Origin of the sequence: Candidatus Acidianus copahuensis (assembly GCF_000632495.1) — an archaeon.
GTDB classification, from domain to species: Archaea; Thermoproteota; Thermoprotei_A; order Sulfolobales; family Sulfolobaceae; genus Acidianus; species Acidianus copahuensis.
Genome location: NZ_JFZT01000057.1, coordinates 47,693 through 64,322 on the forward strand (window position 1 = coordinate 47,693; position 16,630 = coordinate 64,322).

Genomic DNA, 16,630 nt, shown 5'->3' on the forward strand with positions numbered 1-16,630 from the left:
TCACCTTTTTTTCCTTAAGGTGAAATCCTTCATCCTTTTTATTGCGTCATCATCTAAAACCATTCTAGTTAAGTCATAGATCGTTTTTTCTAAGTTGGAAGAATTTAATCGAAACCATTTTTTCATAACTCTTATTGAATTGGGACTCATTTTTTTGATCATGGATAATACGTGGTCAACTTTTTCGTATAATTTATCTTCAGGTACAACGTAATCAACTATTCCCAACAATCTAGCTTCCTCAGATCCTATTTCCTCGCCTGTAATTGCTAGCCTTCTTATACTTCTTCCGATTAAGTTTTCTCCAAAAGCTAGTGCCATTGGAGGGATTAAACCTAATCTTCCCTCTGGAATAGAAAACCTAGAGTTTGTTGAGGCTATAACTATATCTGAAAGTAAAAGGATCTCGCATCCTCCTCCATATGCTATTCCGTTTACTACTGAAATGAAAGGAATTTCTAGTGATAGGATAGAATTTATAGCATAGGATAGAGAAGAAAAGAAATTTCTAGATTTCTCTTCGTTTTCTATGCTAAGCATAGCAAATATATCGTCCCCAGCTGAAAAAGATCTACCTTTTCCTGTCAAGACTAACGCTAACGCTTCTCCATTAGATTTCCTTATATAATTACCTAGATCATACCAGTGTTTTTCATCGAATGAATTTAATTTTTCCTCTCTATCTAAGGTTATCCAGGCTACATCTCCTTGAATTTCATATTTTATTACCATATAACATATAAAGTATACCTTTCCTTAACTACTTTTCTTTATAGTCTCCTTTATTTCATCAATTATCTTTATATCATCAAGAGTTGAGAAATCTCCTAACTCTTCCCCAGCTATTATAGATCTTAACAACCTTCTCATTATTTTTCCGCTCTTCGTCTTAGGTAGTTTATTGACTACATAAATAGAGTTAATAATATATCCAGAATTTCTTAAGTGTTCTTTAATCGTATTCTCCATACCTTCATATCTTTTTCTTGGTACTATAAAGGCAAAAATTTTCCCATTGACGCCAACAGCAGAAGCCTCAGCGATCTCCGGATAAGACACTAAAACGTTTTCTATCTCCATAGTTCCTATTCTTAAATCGTCTTTAAGTATTACGTCATCAGCTCTTCCTAGAACGTATAAATAACCATCTTCATCATAATATCCATAATCTCCCGTGTAAAAATAGCCCGGAAATCTAGACCAATAAGTTTTCTTTAGTCTTTCTCCATCAGGATCATGCCACATCTTTGCGAAAGCGGGACTATCTGAAGCAATTACTATATAGCCTCTTTCTCCCGGTTTAACCTCCTTTCCATCATCGTCTAATACCATGAATCTAGATCCTGGAAAATGTATACCAGCTGATCCTAGTTTATATGGAATTTCACCTAAGCCAAACGGAGTTCCAGCAACGGGGAATAGATGTTCTGTCATCCAGTAAGCATCTGCGATGGTAGTTCTGGGTAATCTTTCCTTTAACCATTTCCAAGCTCCAACATTAAGGGGCTCTCCAGTGTTCAAAATGATTCTTAATTTTGTAGCATCACCTGTTACTGATTCATCACCTAATGTTTTTAGAGTATAAAGCGTAGTTGTAGAGCTCCATACAAGATTAACTTTGAAGTTTTCTACGTTCTTTATAAATATATCCTTTTCATAACCTATATATCCTTCAAATAAAACTCCAGTCAATCCCATAACGGGAATAACGTAAAGGTTTGCCATAGGCCATACAGGCCAACCTAACTCAGATATTGTCCACCAAATTTCATCGTTTTTCGGTCCCATAAGGCAAGAAAACGCCCAATTTAATGAAATAATATACCCTGCAGTGGAATGGTATAACCCTTTAGGTTTTCCGGTTGTTCCAGAGGTATAATAGATTGTTGATGGTTCATTTGCCTCAATCTCTTCCGGGCTAACTTTATTGCCTCTTACTTCCCCTCTCTCGTAGACTATTTCTCTCTTATCTCTAACTTCTGCATTTCCTTTCCTTGGAACTATAACGACTTTTTCTATAGGAGTTTCGTGTGATTGTATTACTTTTTCAAAGTAATCCTGAATATCAATTTCCCTTCCGTTCTTATACGTTTTTGGATAAATAATTGCAATTTTGGATTCACAGTCCTTAAGTCTAAAGGCTAATGTCTCATCGCTAAGGCCAATATAGTGTATAACTAAAACTCCTCCTAACCTATGTACGGCTAGTGAAAACGCTACTGCCTCAGGCACACTTGGCATTAATAGTGATACTCTTTCACCTTTCCTAACTCCTAACTGTCTAAGGAAGGATGAAGCCTCGTTAACCATGTCGAATAGTTCAGAGAACGTTACTCTTCTACTTTCCTTGAATTCATTAATCCAGTAAAAAGCGATCTTATCTCCTTGATTTAGATGTCTATCAATAGCATTAAACGATATGTTTGTAGTTCCATTTACATACCATTTAGCCAAAGGAGCTTTCCCTTCTTTTGGTAAATCTGGTTCCTTAAACCATGATATGAGATTTCTTCTTTCCCACCAGAACTGTTCTGGATTATTGTCAGCAATGTTTAAAAGTTGATTTATTTTTGATAGTGAACTTGATTCCATAATAATATTGTATTACCAAAGGTTTTAAACTTACTATCTAATTTTATAATATGCAAGAAACAGAACTATTGATAGAAAATTTAAGAGATTTTATTTTGAGAGAAGTTGAACCTTTAGCCGAAAAGATCGATAGGGAGGATTGGTATCCTAGAGACCTTGTAAGAAAAATGGGTGAATTAGGATACTTAGATCCAATGGGGAACGGTTTGAGTCTTTATCAGACTTGTCTAATTTTGGAGGAGTTAGCCAAGGTTAGTGGATCTGTGGCTCTAATTCAAGATGCTCAAGGTGAACTTGTTACAGAGCCTATTAGGAAGTTCAGTAATAATGACGTTGTTGATGAACTTTCAAGCGGTAAGATCATAGGTGGTTTTGGGCTTAGTGAACCTTGTTGTGGTAGCGATGCGAAGTCAATAAAAACCAAGGCAGAAAAGGATGGAGGAGGATGGAGGATAACTGGAGAAAAAATGTGGACTACCCAAGGTCTTTACGCCGACGTATTCTTGATAATAGCAAAGGCAGATGAGGGACTTTCTGCATTTCTAGTACGCAAATCCGACTGCTTGAAGACTGAAAAAATTGAAGTTATGGGAAATAGAGGTACAGGAACAGCTCATCTCTTCCTAGAAGGTTGTTGGACTGATCAAAAGATTGGAAATTTAGGGAAGGGTTGGGAAGTAGCAAAGTACGCTTTAACTATAGGAAGGGTTGCTATATCGGCTATTTCCATTGGTTTAGCTGAAGGATCCATACAGGAGGCTTTAGACTGGGCCAGGCAAAGGGAAGTTATGAGCCAACTTCTTATCAATTATCAAGGGATAAGGTGGTATATAGCAGACGTGATGTCCAAGCTCTTAGCAGTAAAGTCCCTCTTAAAGGACGCATCTGTGACTTTGTCTGATCTATCAGTTTCATCCCTTAAGCTCTTTTCCTCAAACGTCTCACAGGAGGCAGTAGACGTAGCTCTGCAAATAATGGGAGGAATGGGTTATGCAAAGGGAACTAAAACTGAAAGGGCATATAGAGATGTAAGATTAACTAGAATAGGAGAGGGAACAGATGAAGTTCAGAAGAATATAATCGGAAAGTATCTTAAGGAGAATCATAGATCTACGCAGTTTTTTTAAAAATTTTTCTATCATTAAGAAACAGTTAAAAACTTATTATAAATTACTTATATAGTTAATTGTGATGAATTTTGCATAAAGTTGCTATAGTAGCTATGGGTTGGTATGGTTTTAGGCCCTTAACTCCTGAGGTGTCCTTTAGGGAGATGGTTTTTGAAGCAGCTACTCGTGCCTATGCTATGGCTGATATAGATCCCAGGAAAGATGTGGATACTTTCATTTCATGTCAGGAGGATTTTTGGGAAGGTATATCGATAGCTGATGAATTTGCTCCAGACCCTATAGGAGGATCAATGAGACCTACAATGACTGTCTCAGGAGACGGCATTCAGGGAATAGTGCATGGAGCAATGCAGATCCTCTCTGGAATATCTAAGATTACAGTAGTAGAGTCTCACTCAAAGCCTAGTGATATAGAAAAAATACATAAAATTGTAGAATTTGGGATGGATCCTATATATGTAAGAACAGTAAAATCACCCAACGTACATTTTTTAGCTGGTCTAGATGCTTCAAAGTTTATGAAGAAGGGCTATACTCGAGAGGATTTTGCGGAGGTTGTTAGGAAAAATAAGGTAAACGGTCTGAGTTCTCCAAGATCGTCTTACGCATCAAAATTAAGCTTGGAAGATATTCTTTCGCAAGACTATGTAGTATATCCTCTTTCGAAGTTAGATATAGCTGAATATGTTGATGGTTCTATTGTTTCTGTGCTAGCGTCAGAAGAAGTTGCGAGAAAGTTAACCGACACTCCAATATGGATAGATGGGATGTATTTTTCCTCAGACTCAACTTTAGAACTTTCGTATCTAGGTGAAGCAGAATACTTAACCATTTCGTCTAGGGAGGCATTGAAGATGGCTAAAGTAGATTCACCTACTAAACTTAAGGGAGGTTTTATCGATGATAGATATAGCTATAAGGAATTGGAGCACGTTGAATCAATAGGCTTAAATGCTAGGGAAATGTTAAGGGAAGGAGAACTTGAAAAGGATGGAGATTTTCCAGTTAACCCACTTGGAGGTCATTTAGCTAAGGGAATACCTCTAGAGGCCTCTGGTTTATCCCTTACATTAGACGGTTTTGAGTATTTACTCTCTGGAAAGGAAAGCGCTATAGTAGCAAGCTGGAGGGGAATTCCAACTTTTACTGGAGGAGTTTTGGTGATGAGAAGATGAGACCAAATATATACTATAGTAAAAGAGTAGGCATCCTAGGATCTGGGCTAACTCTTTTCAGATCTAAGATGCTGGAAACTCCTCAGGAACTAGCTTTCATAGCAGCTAGGAGAGCTTTGGATGAGGCTGGATTAGAGTTAAAGGATATAGATTGCGTAGTAATAGGAAGCGCTCCTGACGCCTTTGATGGAGTTCATATGAAAGGAGAGTATCTAGCTCACGGTTCTGGCGGAATAAGAAAGATGGTGAGTAGAGTTTACGTTGGAGGAGCTACAGGCGTTATGGTTCCAATATCTGGTTGGTATCATGTTGCAAGCGGACTTTGTGAAAAGGTGCTTGTTGTAGCAGAAGAGAAGATGAGTGGGGATCTTCCTCATCCACAGGCAATCTTCAGGTATATATGGGATCCAATTACAGAAAAACCTCTAAATCCAAACTTAATTTGGATATTTGCAATGGAAATGCACAGATATATGAAGAAATATGGAATTAAAAAAGAAGATATAGCCTTAGTTTCTGTAAAGAATAAGAGAAATGCAATAAATAATCCCTATGCTCAACTCCCAGGCCAGATAACCGTAGATGATGTAATGAATAGTGAAGTTCTAGTTTGGCCAGTCCAGAGGCTAGACATAAGTCCAACCTCAGATGGAGCAGCTGCCATGGTATTAGCATCAGAGGACGTGACTAGAAGATATACAGACACTCCAGTTTGGATTGAAGGAGTAGGATGGACCTTAGATAACACTTCTTGGCCTGGTAGGGATTTATTCTATCCGAGATATTTAGAGAACGCAGCTAAGATGGCTTATAGAATGGCTGGTATAGAAAGACCTAACAAAGAAATAGATGTTGTAGAGCCTTATGATCCGTTTGACTATAAAGAATTGCATCATTTAGAGGGCTTACAAATCGCAGGTAGGGGCCAAGCACCCTTCCTTCTAAAGGAGGGATTCTTTGATCTAGATGGAGATATACCTAGTAGTCCTTCCGGTGGGCTCCTTGGAGTAGGGAATCCAATCGCAGCAGCAGGTTTAATGAAGACAATAAGCATTTATTGGCAATTAAAGGGAATAGCGGGAAAAATGCAAGTTAAGAGGCCGGTAAAGACTGGAGTAGCTCAAGCTTGGGGAGATCTAATGCAAGCTTCAACTGTTATAGTCATGAGAAATTAAGGTGAGAGAAATGGAAATACATGAGGAAAAAAGATTAGAACATCCTCTATCTAAAGAGGAATTGGATAAGAGACCAAAGATTGAGTACAAACCGTATGCTAAGTATTCTTATAGTGCAGGACAGGCGATAACGAAGTTTCTTGAAGGTCTTAAGGAAGGAAAAATATATGGGAGGAAGTGTAGAAAATGCGGTAGGGTTTACGTACCTCCACGGATGTACTGTGAGGACTGTTTTAGACCCACTGATGAGTGGATTGAGGTTAAAGATGAGGGAATAGTGATGACTGCAGTCGCTAGCTTCATCTCTTGGACGAGGGAGAGATTAGAGAGTCCAGAAATAGTTGGAGTCATAAGGTTGTTCCCTTCAAGCGATAGAGATTTCGTATACCCAGCTCTTTTCCATAGAATATGTTGTAGTTACGAGGAAGTTAAAGATATGTCAATAATGGGAAGAAAGGTCAAGGCTATATGGAAATCTAAAGAAAAAAGAGAAGGTAGTATAAACGATATAGATTGCTTTAAGGTGATCTAAATGTCGTGGGATAAGGGAAAGGAAACAAAATCATGGAAAGACATTATGGAGGCCGAAAAGTATGTATATACTTTGGGTGAGGCAGGAGAGAAGTTTCTTGAAGGTCTTAAGGAAGGAAAAATATATGGGAGGAAGTGTAGAAAATGCGGTAGGGTTTACGTACCTCCACGGATGTACTGTGAGGACTGTTTTGAAGAACTGGATGAGTATGTAACTTTAAGGAGTCCGTATATTGATTCCTTTACAACAATCTATTATGACGACGAGGGAAATAAACTCGATAAACCAGTTAGCATAGCAATTATTAGGTTTGAAGGAGTTAAAGGAGGATTATTAGCTTATGTAGAAGGCGAAGCTAACCAAAATAAAAATGTAGAAATTATAAGCTACGATATACCATTAAAAGTTAAAGTCGTGTAATTTTCAAGTAGATTCTTAATTTTAAATACATTTTTTATCTTTATGGAAATAGGGAGTATGGAAGATTCCATTTATATAAATTGAGGCACCTCTTAAGGTATATAACTCTTTTTGTAATATATTTTCGTATTGCTGAGAGACCATATAGACTCTAGAAATGGCGCGCTGAACGTAGAACAATGAAATTGTATGGATACCAAGACTCGAATCCCTACATAATGTCAACGAGTTAGTTTAAAAAAGGGACTTCCATGTAGTGAGATGGTGACAGTCTAAGGATTGGAACAAGAGGCCGACCAAGAGGCATGTGAAGTTCATATAAAAAATGTTTTTACTCATAATATTTATTTTCCATAAAGAATTCCCACAAAAATGAATTTCATGTAAAATCTCATATTAAGCGAGTAAAGAATAAGTTGAAATAACTGTGCATAATACTTTAATTTATGAAGTGGATTCCTACACGGGAATGGATAGCGGAGAGTAATGTAAAAAGATACATGGAAGAAAAAGGAATACCCGATCTTAATGGTTTCATTTCTCATACTTGGACTGAGGAATTCTGGGATAATCTTGTTCATATTCTAAATATTCAATTCGATGTTCCTTACTCAAAGGTTTTAGATCTTTCAGGCGGTAAGCAGTGGGCTAAATGGTTTATTGGAGGAAAACTAAACATTACATCTTCTTTTCCAGAGGGAAGTCAAGTTTACTTGAAGTCTATAAATGAGGAAGGGGAAAAACGTGAACTTAGCTATAGTCAAGTGCTTTCTCAGATAAAATCTGTTTCGAGTTGGTTAAAAAAAGAAGGCTATAAGAAAGGAGATAGAATAGGAATTTATATGCCAATGATTCCTGAAATTGTACCAGTCTTTTTAGGCATTATTAGATCAGGAATGATTGCTATCCCCCTTTTTTCTGGCTTTGGTGAGGAACCAATAAGGATTAGGGTAGAAGATGGAGGAATTAAGGCTATATTCACCGTTGATGTATCTACTAGAAAGGGAAAGGAGATAGATATGTTTTCTAATATAGAAAAACTAGACTTAGAAAAGATTGTCCTACCTAGAAGAAAGGAGTTAAAGAATTATCATAATTTATATGAAGTCTTTAAAACAACAGGCGATGGATATGAGAAAACCGAAACAGAAGATCCAATAATGATACTTTACACATCTGGAACTACAGGAAGGCCTAAGGGATGTGTCCACACCCACGACGGCTTTCCAATAAAGGCTGCCGCAGATGTTTACTTTCAATTTGATATGAAGGAAAGGGAGACAATATCGTGGATAACAGACTTAGGATGGATGATGGGACCTTGGATAATATTCTCAAGCTATCTATTAAAAGGGAAATTAGCCTTATTTGAGGGATATCTATCACCTTCACTACTAGAGAGCTTTGTCAACGAACTTAATGTTGACGTGCTTGGTCTTTCAGCAAGTCTAGTAAGAGCAATAAAGACTTCAAGCGTTAATTTCTCTCCGAGGATAATTGGAAATACAGGAGAGCCAATAGATCAAGCCACGTGGGAATGGCTCTTTAAAACAACTTCGTCTCCAATAATAAATTATTCAGGAGGTACAGAAATCTCTGGCGGAATACTTGGTAATTATGTGATCAAGGATATACTACCTTCATCCTTTAATGGATTTAGTCCTGGGATAAAGGCTGACTTTTTCGGTGATGATGGAAAAAGGGTGGAACCAAATAAGGTAGGAGAGTTGGTGATCTTAAGTGTTTGGCCCGGAATGACTAGAGGATTCTGGAAAGATCCAGAAAGATATATACGGACCTATTGGAGCAAATGGAAAGATGTTTGGCTTCATGGGGACTTAGCGTTTTATGATAATAATGGTTACTATTATATTGTAGGCAGAAGCGATGATACAATAAAGGTATCAGGAAAGAGGATTGGACCAGCCGAAGTTGAGGCAGTAATAGACTCCTATCCTGGAGTTCTTGAATCAGGTTGTGTAGGCGTTCCGGACGAATTAAAAGGGGAGAAGATAGTCTGTCTTGCAGTAAAAAGACAAGAAATAGACGTAAAGACCTTGAAGGAATACGTGGAAAGAAAGTTAGGAAAGGCTATCTCTCCTTCAAATATAGTTTTTGTTCCTGAATTACCAAGGACGAGAAATGCAAAAATTATGAGAAGAGTTATAAGATCTATCATAGTAGGCTCAGATATAGGCGATATTTCATCCCTTGAGAACCCTTGGGTTCTGGAAGACATAAAAAAGGCTCTTAGTTAAAAAACCAGTATATTATATTAAATTAGCCAGTTATGAAATTCAAGATAGTAATTTTTATGTGCCTTATTGGTATATCTTTTCTAAACTTTTTTACAATATAATTTGTTTATTATATCACAATAATGAAAGAGTCTAACTCCATCCTTTTTGCAATCAACAGCTAGAGCATAGGGTATTCCATGCTCATCTATACTTATTATTCCCTTACAAAATTCCGTAATTTTAGTGTTAGGAAAGAAATTCAAGACTAGTCTTGCTATTACTTTTTTTACGTCTTCGCTAGCTTCATCTACATTAGACAACAGTAGAGTTGCTATTGTTATTGGCTGATTAAAACAAATCGAGAAAGGAGAAATATTATGTTCTTTTAAAAAGCTTACTATATATGTCAAGAATTGTTCTATTTCTCTTTCGTCTCCCTCATATTTCCACAATCTTTTGAGCTGTTCTATAACCTCTGCCTTTATTTGTTTCTTATTAGTAAATAAATATGTTAAAACTAAACCTCTTGCAGTAATTCTAAAATGTTTCCCATCCTTACATACAAGGTTAAGATAACCTAGTTTAACTAATGTCCTCCATACAGAGGCAGGAGGAATTCCAGTTATTTTAGAAAGCTTGTAGGATGATATTGTTATAAGGTTAGTCAATACTTCTAAAACCTCAATGTCACGAGGATCTAGATCAATCATTATCAATTCATTAGATATATAAAAGTGAACTTCTTAAAAAAGAAGTTTTATAAAATTTATTATGTTTTGTCATTATCCCCATTTACTTTCAAAACTTCTTGCTATGAAATTGAACTATAGAAAAGTAATTATTATCAGCGTCTTTTAGAAAAGACATCACAGCAAATCCCTAACGATTTCTGTTAAAGATTTGTCCATAGCTATGACTTCTTTAGCCAGGTTTTTAGCTTCATCTAGTTTGCCCAAAGCCTTCTGTATTCTAGCTTTTAATGCGTAATATTTAGGTTCGGTTTTCTTAGTTAAGGCATTATCGATGTAAACTAATGCGTCGTTGTAATAGTTTAACAAGTAAGAGCATAACGCAGCCATATACAGATCTTCTGAATTACCACCATTCCTTATTGTAATCTTGTATTCTGCTAGAGCTAATTTGTAAAATCCAGTTTCATAATATATCATACCTTTTAAACTGTGAAGGAAGGAGTTGTTGTTACCTTGATCTAGTGCTCTATTTATTTCGGCCAATGCATCCATTCTAAGTCCTAGATTATAATAACAGGAAGCTCTTATTATTCTTGCTTCTAGATTTTTTGGATTTAATCTAAGAATTTCACCTAAAAGAAAGGATGAGTCCTCATAATTACCTTGAAAATAGAGAATTTTTGCTTTTAGGAACTTATAATCTGAACTTATTGGTATGATTTCCAAGGCCTTATTTATGTATCTTAACGCAGTTTCATAATCACTCTGACTTTCATAAAGTTTACCGAGTTCGTAGTAAATGGAATGACTATAAGGAAACCGTTGCGTACATTTCTCTAAGGTTTCTATTGCTTTAGATATCTGTTTTAAGTTACTATACGCTCTTGAGATTAGGACACATGATTCAATCGTGTTTATGCCGTTTAACAGGGAAATAACCTCGTCATTTCTTCCAAGATTTAGTAAAATACTTGCCTTAAACAGTTTCGAATTTAATGAATTATCGTTCTCTAAAAGCGCCAAAGCCTCCTCATACTTATTCTCTTTTAGGAGTTCTTCTATATCCATGGAGTAAACCTCGAATTAAGAAAAAGAAGAAAAATTTTTTATATTATCCTCTCCAACCGAAGGCACCTATTGGAACTGGTTGTGAATTTGTGAGCTGAAATGGTGTCATTGGAGCTAATTGATATGCGTATTGTCCAGCCAGTAGTATATCAGCTCTAGTTAGGAATCCAGCTATTAGTGCTATTATTGCAGTTGCTAACATGATATATTTTATTGTACTTGGTAGATCCATAATTCCCCCTATTTGAACACCTTTCATGAGAAATCCAAACGTAGGCATAGTACTAAATCCAGACAACACTACTACAATTCCCGTTAAGCCTATATCGAGTGCAAACGAAGAAGTAGATAACATATAGTAAAAAGCTACTTGATTAAAAACATATAGGTAGTTTACTGTTGCCATAAATAAAAACCAGCTAGATAACACAGCTATAGAGCTATAGAACTGAAGTCTAACCATTAGGAATCTAACTCTAGCTCCTTCCTCACTTTTTATGAAGAAAGCTAAGATATACGCAAGTGCTGTAGCAACGAAAACGCCGTCTGAGAGATATAGCAAAGGAATTGCTCCATTGTTCCAGAAAGGCACTCCTGTAGTTGCAGCTAACTCAAATCCACTGTAGGTTGTCGAGAATATGCCAGCAAAAAGACCAAGTATTGCAACGACAAGCGTTGTAATTCTTCCTCCTTTGTTAAGAATCTTCATCACCATGTAGACAAATGAGAATAATAGTAAACCGCTTACAAATATAACTCCTCTAGCCATCCATGAATAAGGGAAAAACTGTATTGCCCTTATAGGTGCAAATATTCCTTCTTCTGGTCTTCCTAAATCTGCCGCGAAGAATCCAAGAGCTAATACAGACGCAATAAATGTAGCTATCGAGCCTGACTTGGTTATGGATTTGAACTTAGCTACTTCAAGTAACGCAATAATAACCATAAGCATTCCTGCAAGTTCGGTAAAGTATAGTGCTAATTCTACGTAACCGCTCCATAAAGGGTATTGATTTATTTGTAAGAGAGGCGTCTGAATTCCGTATGGTGTATTTGGTGCCGGAGCCGTATAGAGACTCATTTCTATTCAAGATTAGTTGATAAATTAATTTAAATAAAGTTTCATTTCATAAGTTCGATATAACTTTTCATTCATATTTCATTTCTTTTTAGGGAAATACCGAAGTTTGACGTCCTTGAATTATATAGAGAGAAAAAATATGAATTATCGGTAATATCGCTTAGTAGAAGTGAATACTTAAATAACTATCCTAAAAAAACCAGTAAATGATAAAAAATGCCTAATCTAAAGCTATCACGAAGGGATTTTCTCAAAATTTCTGGAGGAGCTGCTCTAGGTACTGCAATATTAATGAGTATAAATCCTGTAATAAATAAAATATTTACATCCTTTGGAGAAAACGATTACAGCCTTAATTATCCTAACGATGAAATAGTCTACTCAAATTGCTTCCAGTGTTTAGGTAGATGCGCTTTAGAGATCGCAAGAACTCCAATGGGTTTTCCTAGGTTTATCACAGGAACTATAGGATGGCATATAAATGATGGGGGAGTTTGTCCTAGAGGGGCCTCTGATGTCTTCTACTATTTTACTCCAGCTCGATTAAGATATCCTCTCCTTAGAGCGGGTAAAAGAGGAGAAGGAAAGTGGTTAGCGATAGATTATGATACCGCATATGATATTTTAGTTAATGGCGCTTCTGCCTCCTCATGGTCAAAAATAGGCTTAAATCCAGCAGACCTTGGTGTAGGAGAGTTTCCAGGGCTTATGAAGATAAGGGAAACCAATCCTCATGCCCTTTCTTTTTGGCAAGGAAGGGACCAGTTAATCCCAGCTTTAACGGCTGGTTTCTTTGCAGGTAATTACGGAACAGCTAATTCTGGAGCTCATGGGGGGTTCTGTTCTATGAACGTCTACACTTCTGGAGTTTACATTACAGGAGGACCAGTATGGGAATATGCGGGGCCAGATGAGGAAAGAGCCCAATACTTCATATTAGCTGGTTTAGCTGGAGATCATTTTCCTAATTGGATGAGGAGGATAATAGCAAGAATAAGGGAAAATGGTGGAAAAGTAGTTACTATTGCTCCTGAAAGATACGGTTTCTATTCAATTTCTGATGAGCATCTTTACGTAAATCCTGGAGCTACAGATGGTGCTCTTATGATGGGGATGATTAGATCGTTGGTAGACTTTCACTATTATGTCTATAAGGCCTACTTGGCTTCTACTGGTCAAGGTCCTCAAGTTATAAATCCTATAACTCTTCAGCCAGTTTCTCCCTCTTATGATCCTTCAACGGGTCAGCTTCTTATGCAAACAGTCACTCCTAATGGACAAGTGGTCCCTCTTTCACAATTTCCGCCAGTTGCTTCTACTGCAGTATTTCCTCATATAGATGAAGAATTTCTACGATATTATACAAACTTGTCATGGCTAGTTATAGTTAATTCTAGTGCACAACAGGATGCGCTAGATCCTACTGAGTCAACGGCGGGTAATAACGTCGGTTTACACGTAAGAATATCAGTAAGTAATTCTCAGTATTCATCAAAACATCCGTGGCTCGAAGCAATAATGGGAAATGATGGAAATGTTTACTCCTATGTTGATACGCCTTGGCAAAAGAATGTAATGCCAATATTAACTCTCGATGAGTTACCCCAGTCTTTACAGGGGAAGATCGTTCAGGTACCTTACAAGCTTAAGAATGGGACTATAGTCAAGGTTCCAGCAATTCAAATTACCGTAGCCAAAGCTCCTGCTTCATTAGAGACGATAACATTAACGGTAACTACGGCATTTGAACTCTTGAGAGCTGAACTCCTTAATTATGACCCATATACCGCTTACACTCAACCTCCTCAGTACGGTGCGCTTAATTGTGCAGACGTTAGCGGGATTCCGCATGATACGATAGTTAGGATAGCTAATGAGGTAGCTACTGTAGCCTTCCAAAAGTCAATAATTCAACCGGCAAAGTGGATTGATTATTTAGGTAGATATCATGATACCGTAATAGGAAGACCAGTTTCCATATATTTTATGAGAGGCCTAGCAGCTCATGCGAACGGTTTCATGAGCTCGTCTGCATATTACTACTTAGTTCTTATGCTTGGCGCATGGGATAATCCAGGAGCTGACTTATACAAGTATCCATACCCCCATTACTTTCCTGGATTAGCAGTTCCTCCGCATCCTTTAGCCAATACTCCTTCAATAGATCCTGACATTGCGAGCTCAATTAGTGGTCTTAATCTTTCTGTACCTTCTGGAAGATCTGGTTTTCTCAAAACAGAATACATTTACAATGACGGTACAGTAGATATTAAGAATGTAAGTGTTGTGTCAGCTGGACCATACGGTTATCCAGATGGCCCTGATGATCTAGTTATTTATAGAACAGGAAGGCCTCTCTTAACTGATAGAGGATATAGTTGGGAGATACCGTATTCAACTCAGAGATCAATATCCGCAGTAGCTTACACTGCATATATGATGAATAAGTATCCTGGAGTTATGCCATATAAGACGCAAGCCATGATGTGGTACATTACTGCACCGTTCTGGAATAATGCATACACTTTAAGTGACTTATTAGAAAAAGTTACTGAGACTGACTCCAGCGGGAATTATATTATTCCTTTTACGATTCAGATTGATTTATTTAATCAAGAAACTACTAACGTTGTAGATCTAATTATCCCTGATAGAACTTTTCTAGAGCTTTACGGTTTTCACTCAACTTTTGATAGACCAACATCTCTTCCTCAAGGTCCCTCGGATTCATTAAATTGGCCTGCGCTTCCTTCAATGTATCCAGTACTTTCAGCAGGAAGTTTCCTCTTAACATTATTATGGCTTTTAAGATCATATCCAAAACAAAACGGCCAAATAGAACCTATGAACAATCCACATTACACTACCCAGGATCCAGTAACTGGTTTACCCCTTGTGAGTCCAGTTACTATTCATGATCCTATTTCTGGAACTACGATAACTCAGGAGGGTCAACCCGGATACATTTCCACAGGGATGTTTATATATAAACAAGGGATCTTAATAGCTGGTTATGGCGACAATTTTCAATATATCCTTAAGAACGAAGAAGATAAGCAGATTCCCAATCCTCAACAACTAAAACTATATGCCTCATTCGTTCCAAATGGAGAGAGTCAAGACCAGGTTATATCTCAACTGAAATCAAATATACCTGCAGGTCAGATGTTCTCTACTTCCCCAACTTATAAGATAGCTGCAGATGATAGATCTTCAGGAGTAGAACATTACTTTAGGATCCCTGCGGAATTCCAGCCAACTCTTCAGAGTATGCTCCAGAAAGTTATAGATACTTATGCCAAAGGGAAAATGAGTATCAAAGATATAAATCCCGGTGTAGTAAAAGTTGGAAAAGGTGGAGCGGTTTACGTTCTACCTCCATCAATTAGGTATATGAGAAACGTGAATATGTTCTATTTTCTTGGATGGGGAGCATACATGCCAGGAGGCTATGGAGATGTTGGTTTACCATATATTCATAGAATTTACCTTGAATACTTGCAGAAGTTTAGATTAGCTGGAGCTGGAAAGTGGACTGGATATAATGCAGGATATTATTACTATTATCTAAAAACTGGAAACACTGATTTCTTAGTAAGATCTATTCCAACAAACGATTCTTACGGACATGCGATATCAAAGAACTTACTAGACTATCATAGACCGTTTGGCGGTTATTATCCTCCTCCAACATGGAATTCTGAGATAACTCCGGATGGAATAGATTTGTCAGAGTACCCCTTAACTTTCTTTGTAAGAAGACACGATAGAGTTTACCATACGTGGTCATATAACGTTCCATGGTTGATGGCTATCATGCCATATCCTCCTGTAATGCTTAGCAAGGCAGATCCTTACATCATTAAATCTGGTATAAAGAGCGGAGATTTCGTACAATTTGAGGCAATCAATGAGCCATACTCCGGTGGTTTGAGAACAAACTTAACTGCTATAGTATTCTTGGACGAGGCTACAAGACCTGGAGCTTCATGGGTTATTGTATCAAATCAGGCTTTACCAGGATTTAGAGGTCAGACACCCGAATCCCCTCAAGTTAAACTTGGAATACTGAATAATTGGGCTAGTGCAAACTATATGCCGCCTTCTAGAGGAGGTCAATTAAGTCCATCTACTGATCAAGCATTTCCTATACTTAATCTGGATCCAATAACAGGACAGACAGCATGGCACGATGCTAGAATGAAGATAGTGGGAAAGGCGGCGGTTGATCATACAGTGGTAGTAGCTAACAGATTTACTTATATGGGTCAGAACTTTGCCGGACAAGACATAATGTCTGTAATATTAAATCAGATGAACGGAAAAATTTCAATTTCTAATGCCCCTTCTACTCCAACTTTCGCTCAATCAGTAAATATCCCTCACCTCAGATTTGATGCTAACAATATACAAACCACATCTATATGGTCTTACGTATCACCCCAGTCTCTCGCTTCAGGCAACTACGTTTTAGGCCCATATAAGGTAAGATATGGGTTCGCCTCAGAACCCTCGTCTTAAGGTG

Annotated in this window: 12 protein-coding genes; 7 read left to right on the forward strand and 5 right to left on the reverse strand. The window is 37.3% G+C overall.

Annotation, left to right across the window (positions count from 1 at the left end; all coding sequences use genetic code 11):
* Both CM19_RS10460 and CM19_RS10465 read right to left on the reverse strand, forming a co-directional pair.
* Complete coding sequence (locus CM19_RS10460) at window positions 1-732, reverse strand: enoyl-CoA hydratase/isomerase family protein (RefSeq protein WP_048100392.1); 732 nt, start codon at window positions 730-732, stop codon at window positions 1-3.
* A 24-nt stretch (window positions 733-756) separates the two neighbouring features.
* Complete coding sequence (locus tag CM19_RS10465; protein ID WP_048100393.1) at window positions 757-2,592, reverse strand: AMP-binding protein; 1,836 nt, start codon at window positions 2,590-2,592, stop codon at window positions 757-759.
* Window positions 2,593-2,642: 50 nt separating this feature from the next.
* Between CM19_RS10465 and CM19_RS10470 the strand changes: the two genes are divergently transcribed.
* The 6 genes from CM19_RS10470 to CM19_RS10495 all read left to right on the forward strand — a co-directional run bounded on the left by CM19_RS10470 (window position 2,643) and on the right by CM19_RS10495 (window position 9,282).
* Window positions 2,643-3,719 carry an acyl-CoA dehydrogenase family protein gene (locus tag CM19_RS10470; protein ID WP_048100394.1) on the forward strand — a complete coding sequence of 359 codons (1,077 nt, stop codon included), beginning with the start codon at window positions 2,643-2,645 and terminating at the stop codon, window positions 3,717-3,719.
* A gap of 95 nt (window positions 3,720-3,814) precedes the next feature.
* Window positions 3,815-4,897 carry a thiolase domain-containing protein gene (locus CM19_RS10475; RefSeq protein ID WP_048100498.1) on the forward strand — a complete coding sequence of 361 codons (1,083 nt, stop codon included), beginning with the start codon at window positions 3,815-3,817 and terminating at the stop codon, window positions 4,895-4,897.
* On the forward strand, window positions 4,894-6,072 hold the full coding sequence (locus CM19_RS10480; protein ID WP_048100395.1) for a thiolase domain-containing protein: 1,179 nt from the start codon (window positions 4,894-4,896) through the stop codon (window positions 6,070-6,072). Before CM19_RS10475 ends, CM19_RS10480 begins: the two co-directional genes overlap by 4 nt.
* Before the next feature lie 10 nt (window positions 6,073-6,082).
* The gene (locus tag CM19_RS10485; RefSeq protein WP_048100499.1) at window positions 6,083-6,604 is read left to right on the forward strand and encodes a Zn-ribbon domain-containing OB-fold protein; all 522 of its coding nucleotides are present in this window, start codon (window positions 6,083-6,085) and stop codon (window positions 6,602-6,604) included.
* A complete protein-coding gene (locus tag CM19_RS10490) occupies window positions 6,605-7,024 on the forward strand; it encodes a Zn-ribbon domain-containing OB-fold protein (RefSeq protein WP_048100396.1) in 420 nt (139 codons plus the stop codon).
* Between the two features lie 446 nt (window positions 7,025-7,470).
* Window positions 7,471-9,282 carry an AMP-binding protein gene (locus tag CM19_RS10495; RefSeq protein WP_048100397.1) on the forward strand — a complete coding sequence of 604 codons (1,812 nt, stop codon included), beginning with the start codon at window positions 7,471-7,473 and terminating at the stop codon, window positions 9,280-9,282.
* An 80-nt stretch (window positions 9,283-9,362) separates the two neighbouring features.
* Here the strand turns inward: CM19_RS10495 and CM19_RS10500 are convergent, their stop codons facing one another.
* The 3 genes from CM19_RS10500 to nrfD all read right to left on the reverse strand — a co-directional run bounded on the left by CM19_RS10500 (window position 9,363) and on the right by nrfD (window position 12,105).
* On the reverse strand, window positions 9,363-9,974 hold the full coding sequence (locus CM19_RS10500) for an IclR family transcriptional regulator (RefSeq protein ID WP_048100398.1): 612 nt from the start codon (window positions 9,972-9,974) through the stop codon (window positions 9,363-9,365).
* Window positions 9,975-10,130: 156 nt separating this feature from the next.
* A complete protein-coding gene (locus tag CM19_RS10505; RefSeq protein ID WP_052349534.1) occupies window positions 10,131-11,024 on the reverse strand; it encodes a tetratricopeptide repeat protein in 894 nt (297 codons plus the stop codon).
* A gap of 43 nt (window positions 11,025-11,067) precedes the next feature.
* On the reverse strand, window positions 11,068-12,105 hold the full coding sequence (gene nrfD, locus CM19_RS10510) for an NrfD/PsrC family molybdoenzyme membrane anchor subunit (protein ID WP_048100399.1): 1,038 nt from the start codon (window positions 12,103-12,105) through the stop codon (window positions 11,068-11,070).
* Window positions 12,106-12,321: 216 nt separating this feature from the next.
* Here nrfD and CM19_RS10515 point away from each other — a divergent pair, with 216 nt between their 5' ends.
* On the forward strand, window positions 12,322-16,626 hold the full coding sequence (locus CM19_RS10515; RefSeq protein WP_048100400.1) for an oxidoreductase: 4,305 nt from the start codon (window positions 12,322-12,324) through the stop codon (window positions 16,624-16,626).
* The last annotated feature ends 4 nt before the right edge of the window (window positions 16,627-16,630 follow it).

Excerpts from the sequence above, each read along its gene's own strand:
- CM19_RS10460 (WP_048100392.1), bottom strand. The coding sequence starts at position 732 with ATGGTAATAAAATATGAAATTCAAGGAGATGTAGCCTGGATAACCTTA.
- CM19_RS10465 (WP_048100393.1), bottom strand. The coding sequence starts at position 2,592 with ATGGAATCAAGTTCACTATCAAAAATAAATCAACTTTTAAACATTGCT.
- CM19_RS10470 (WP_048100394.1), top strand. The coding sequence starts at position 2,643 with ATGCAAGAAACAGAACTATTGATAGAAAATTTAAGAGATTTTATTTTG.
- CM19_RS10475 (WP_048100498.1), top strand. The coding sequence starts at position 3,815 with ATGGGTTGGTATGGTTTTAGGCCCTTAACTCCTGAGGTGTCCTTTAGG.
- CM19_RS10480 (WP_048100395.1), top strand. The coding sequence starts at position 4,894 with ATGAGACCAAATATATACTATAGTAAAAGAGTAGGCATCCTAGGATCT.
- CM19_RS10485 (WP_048100499.1), top strand. The coding sequence starts at position 6,083 with ATGGAAATACATGAGGAAAAAAGATTAGAACATCCTCTATCTAAAGAG.
- CM19_RS10490 (WP_048100396.1), top strand. The coding sequence starts at position 6,605 with ATGTCGTGGGATAAGGGAAAGGAAACAAAATCATGGAAAGACATTATG.
- CM19_RS10495 (WP_048100397.1), top strand. The coding sequence starts at position 7,471 with ATGAAGTGGATTCCTACACGGGAATGGATAGCGGAGAGTAATGTAAAA.
- CM19_RS10500 (WP_048100398.1), bottom strand. The coding sequence starts at position 9,974 with ATGATTGATCTAGATCCTCGTGACATTGAGGTTTTAGAAGTATTGACT.
- CM19_RS10505 (WP_052349534.1), bottom strand. The coding sequence starts at position 11,024 with ATGGATATAGAAGAACTCCTAAAAGAGAATAAGTATGAGGAGGCTTTG.
- nrfD (WP_048100399.1), bottom strand. The coding sequence starts at position 12,105 with ATGAGTCTCTATACGGCTCCGGCACCAAATACACCATACGGAATTCAG.
- CM19_RS10515 (WP_048100400.1), top strand. The coding sequence starts at position 12,322 with ATGCCTAATCTAAAGCTATCACGAAGGGATTTTCTCAAAATTTCTGGA.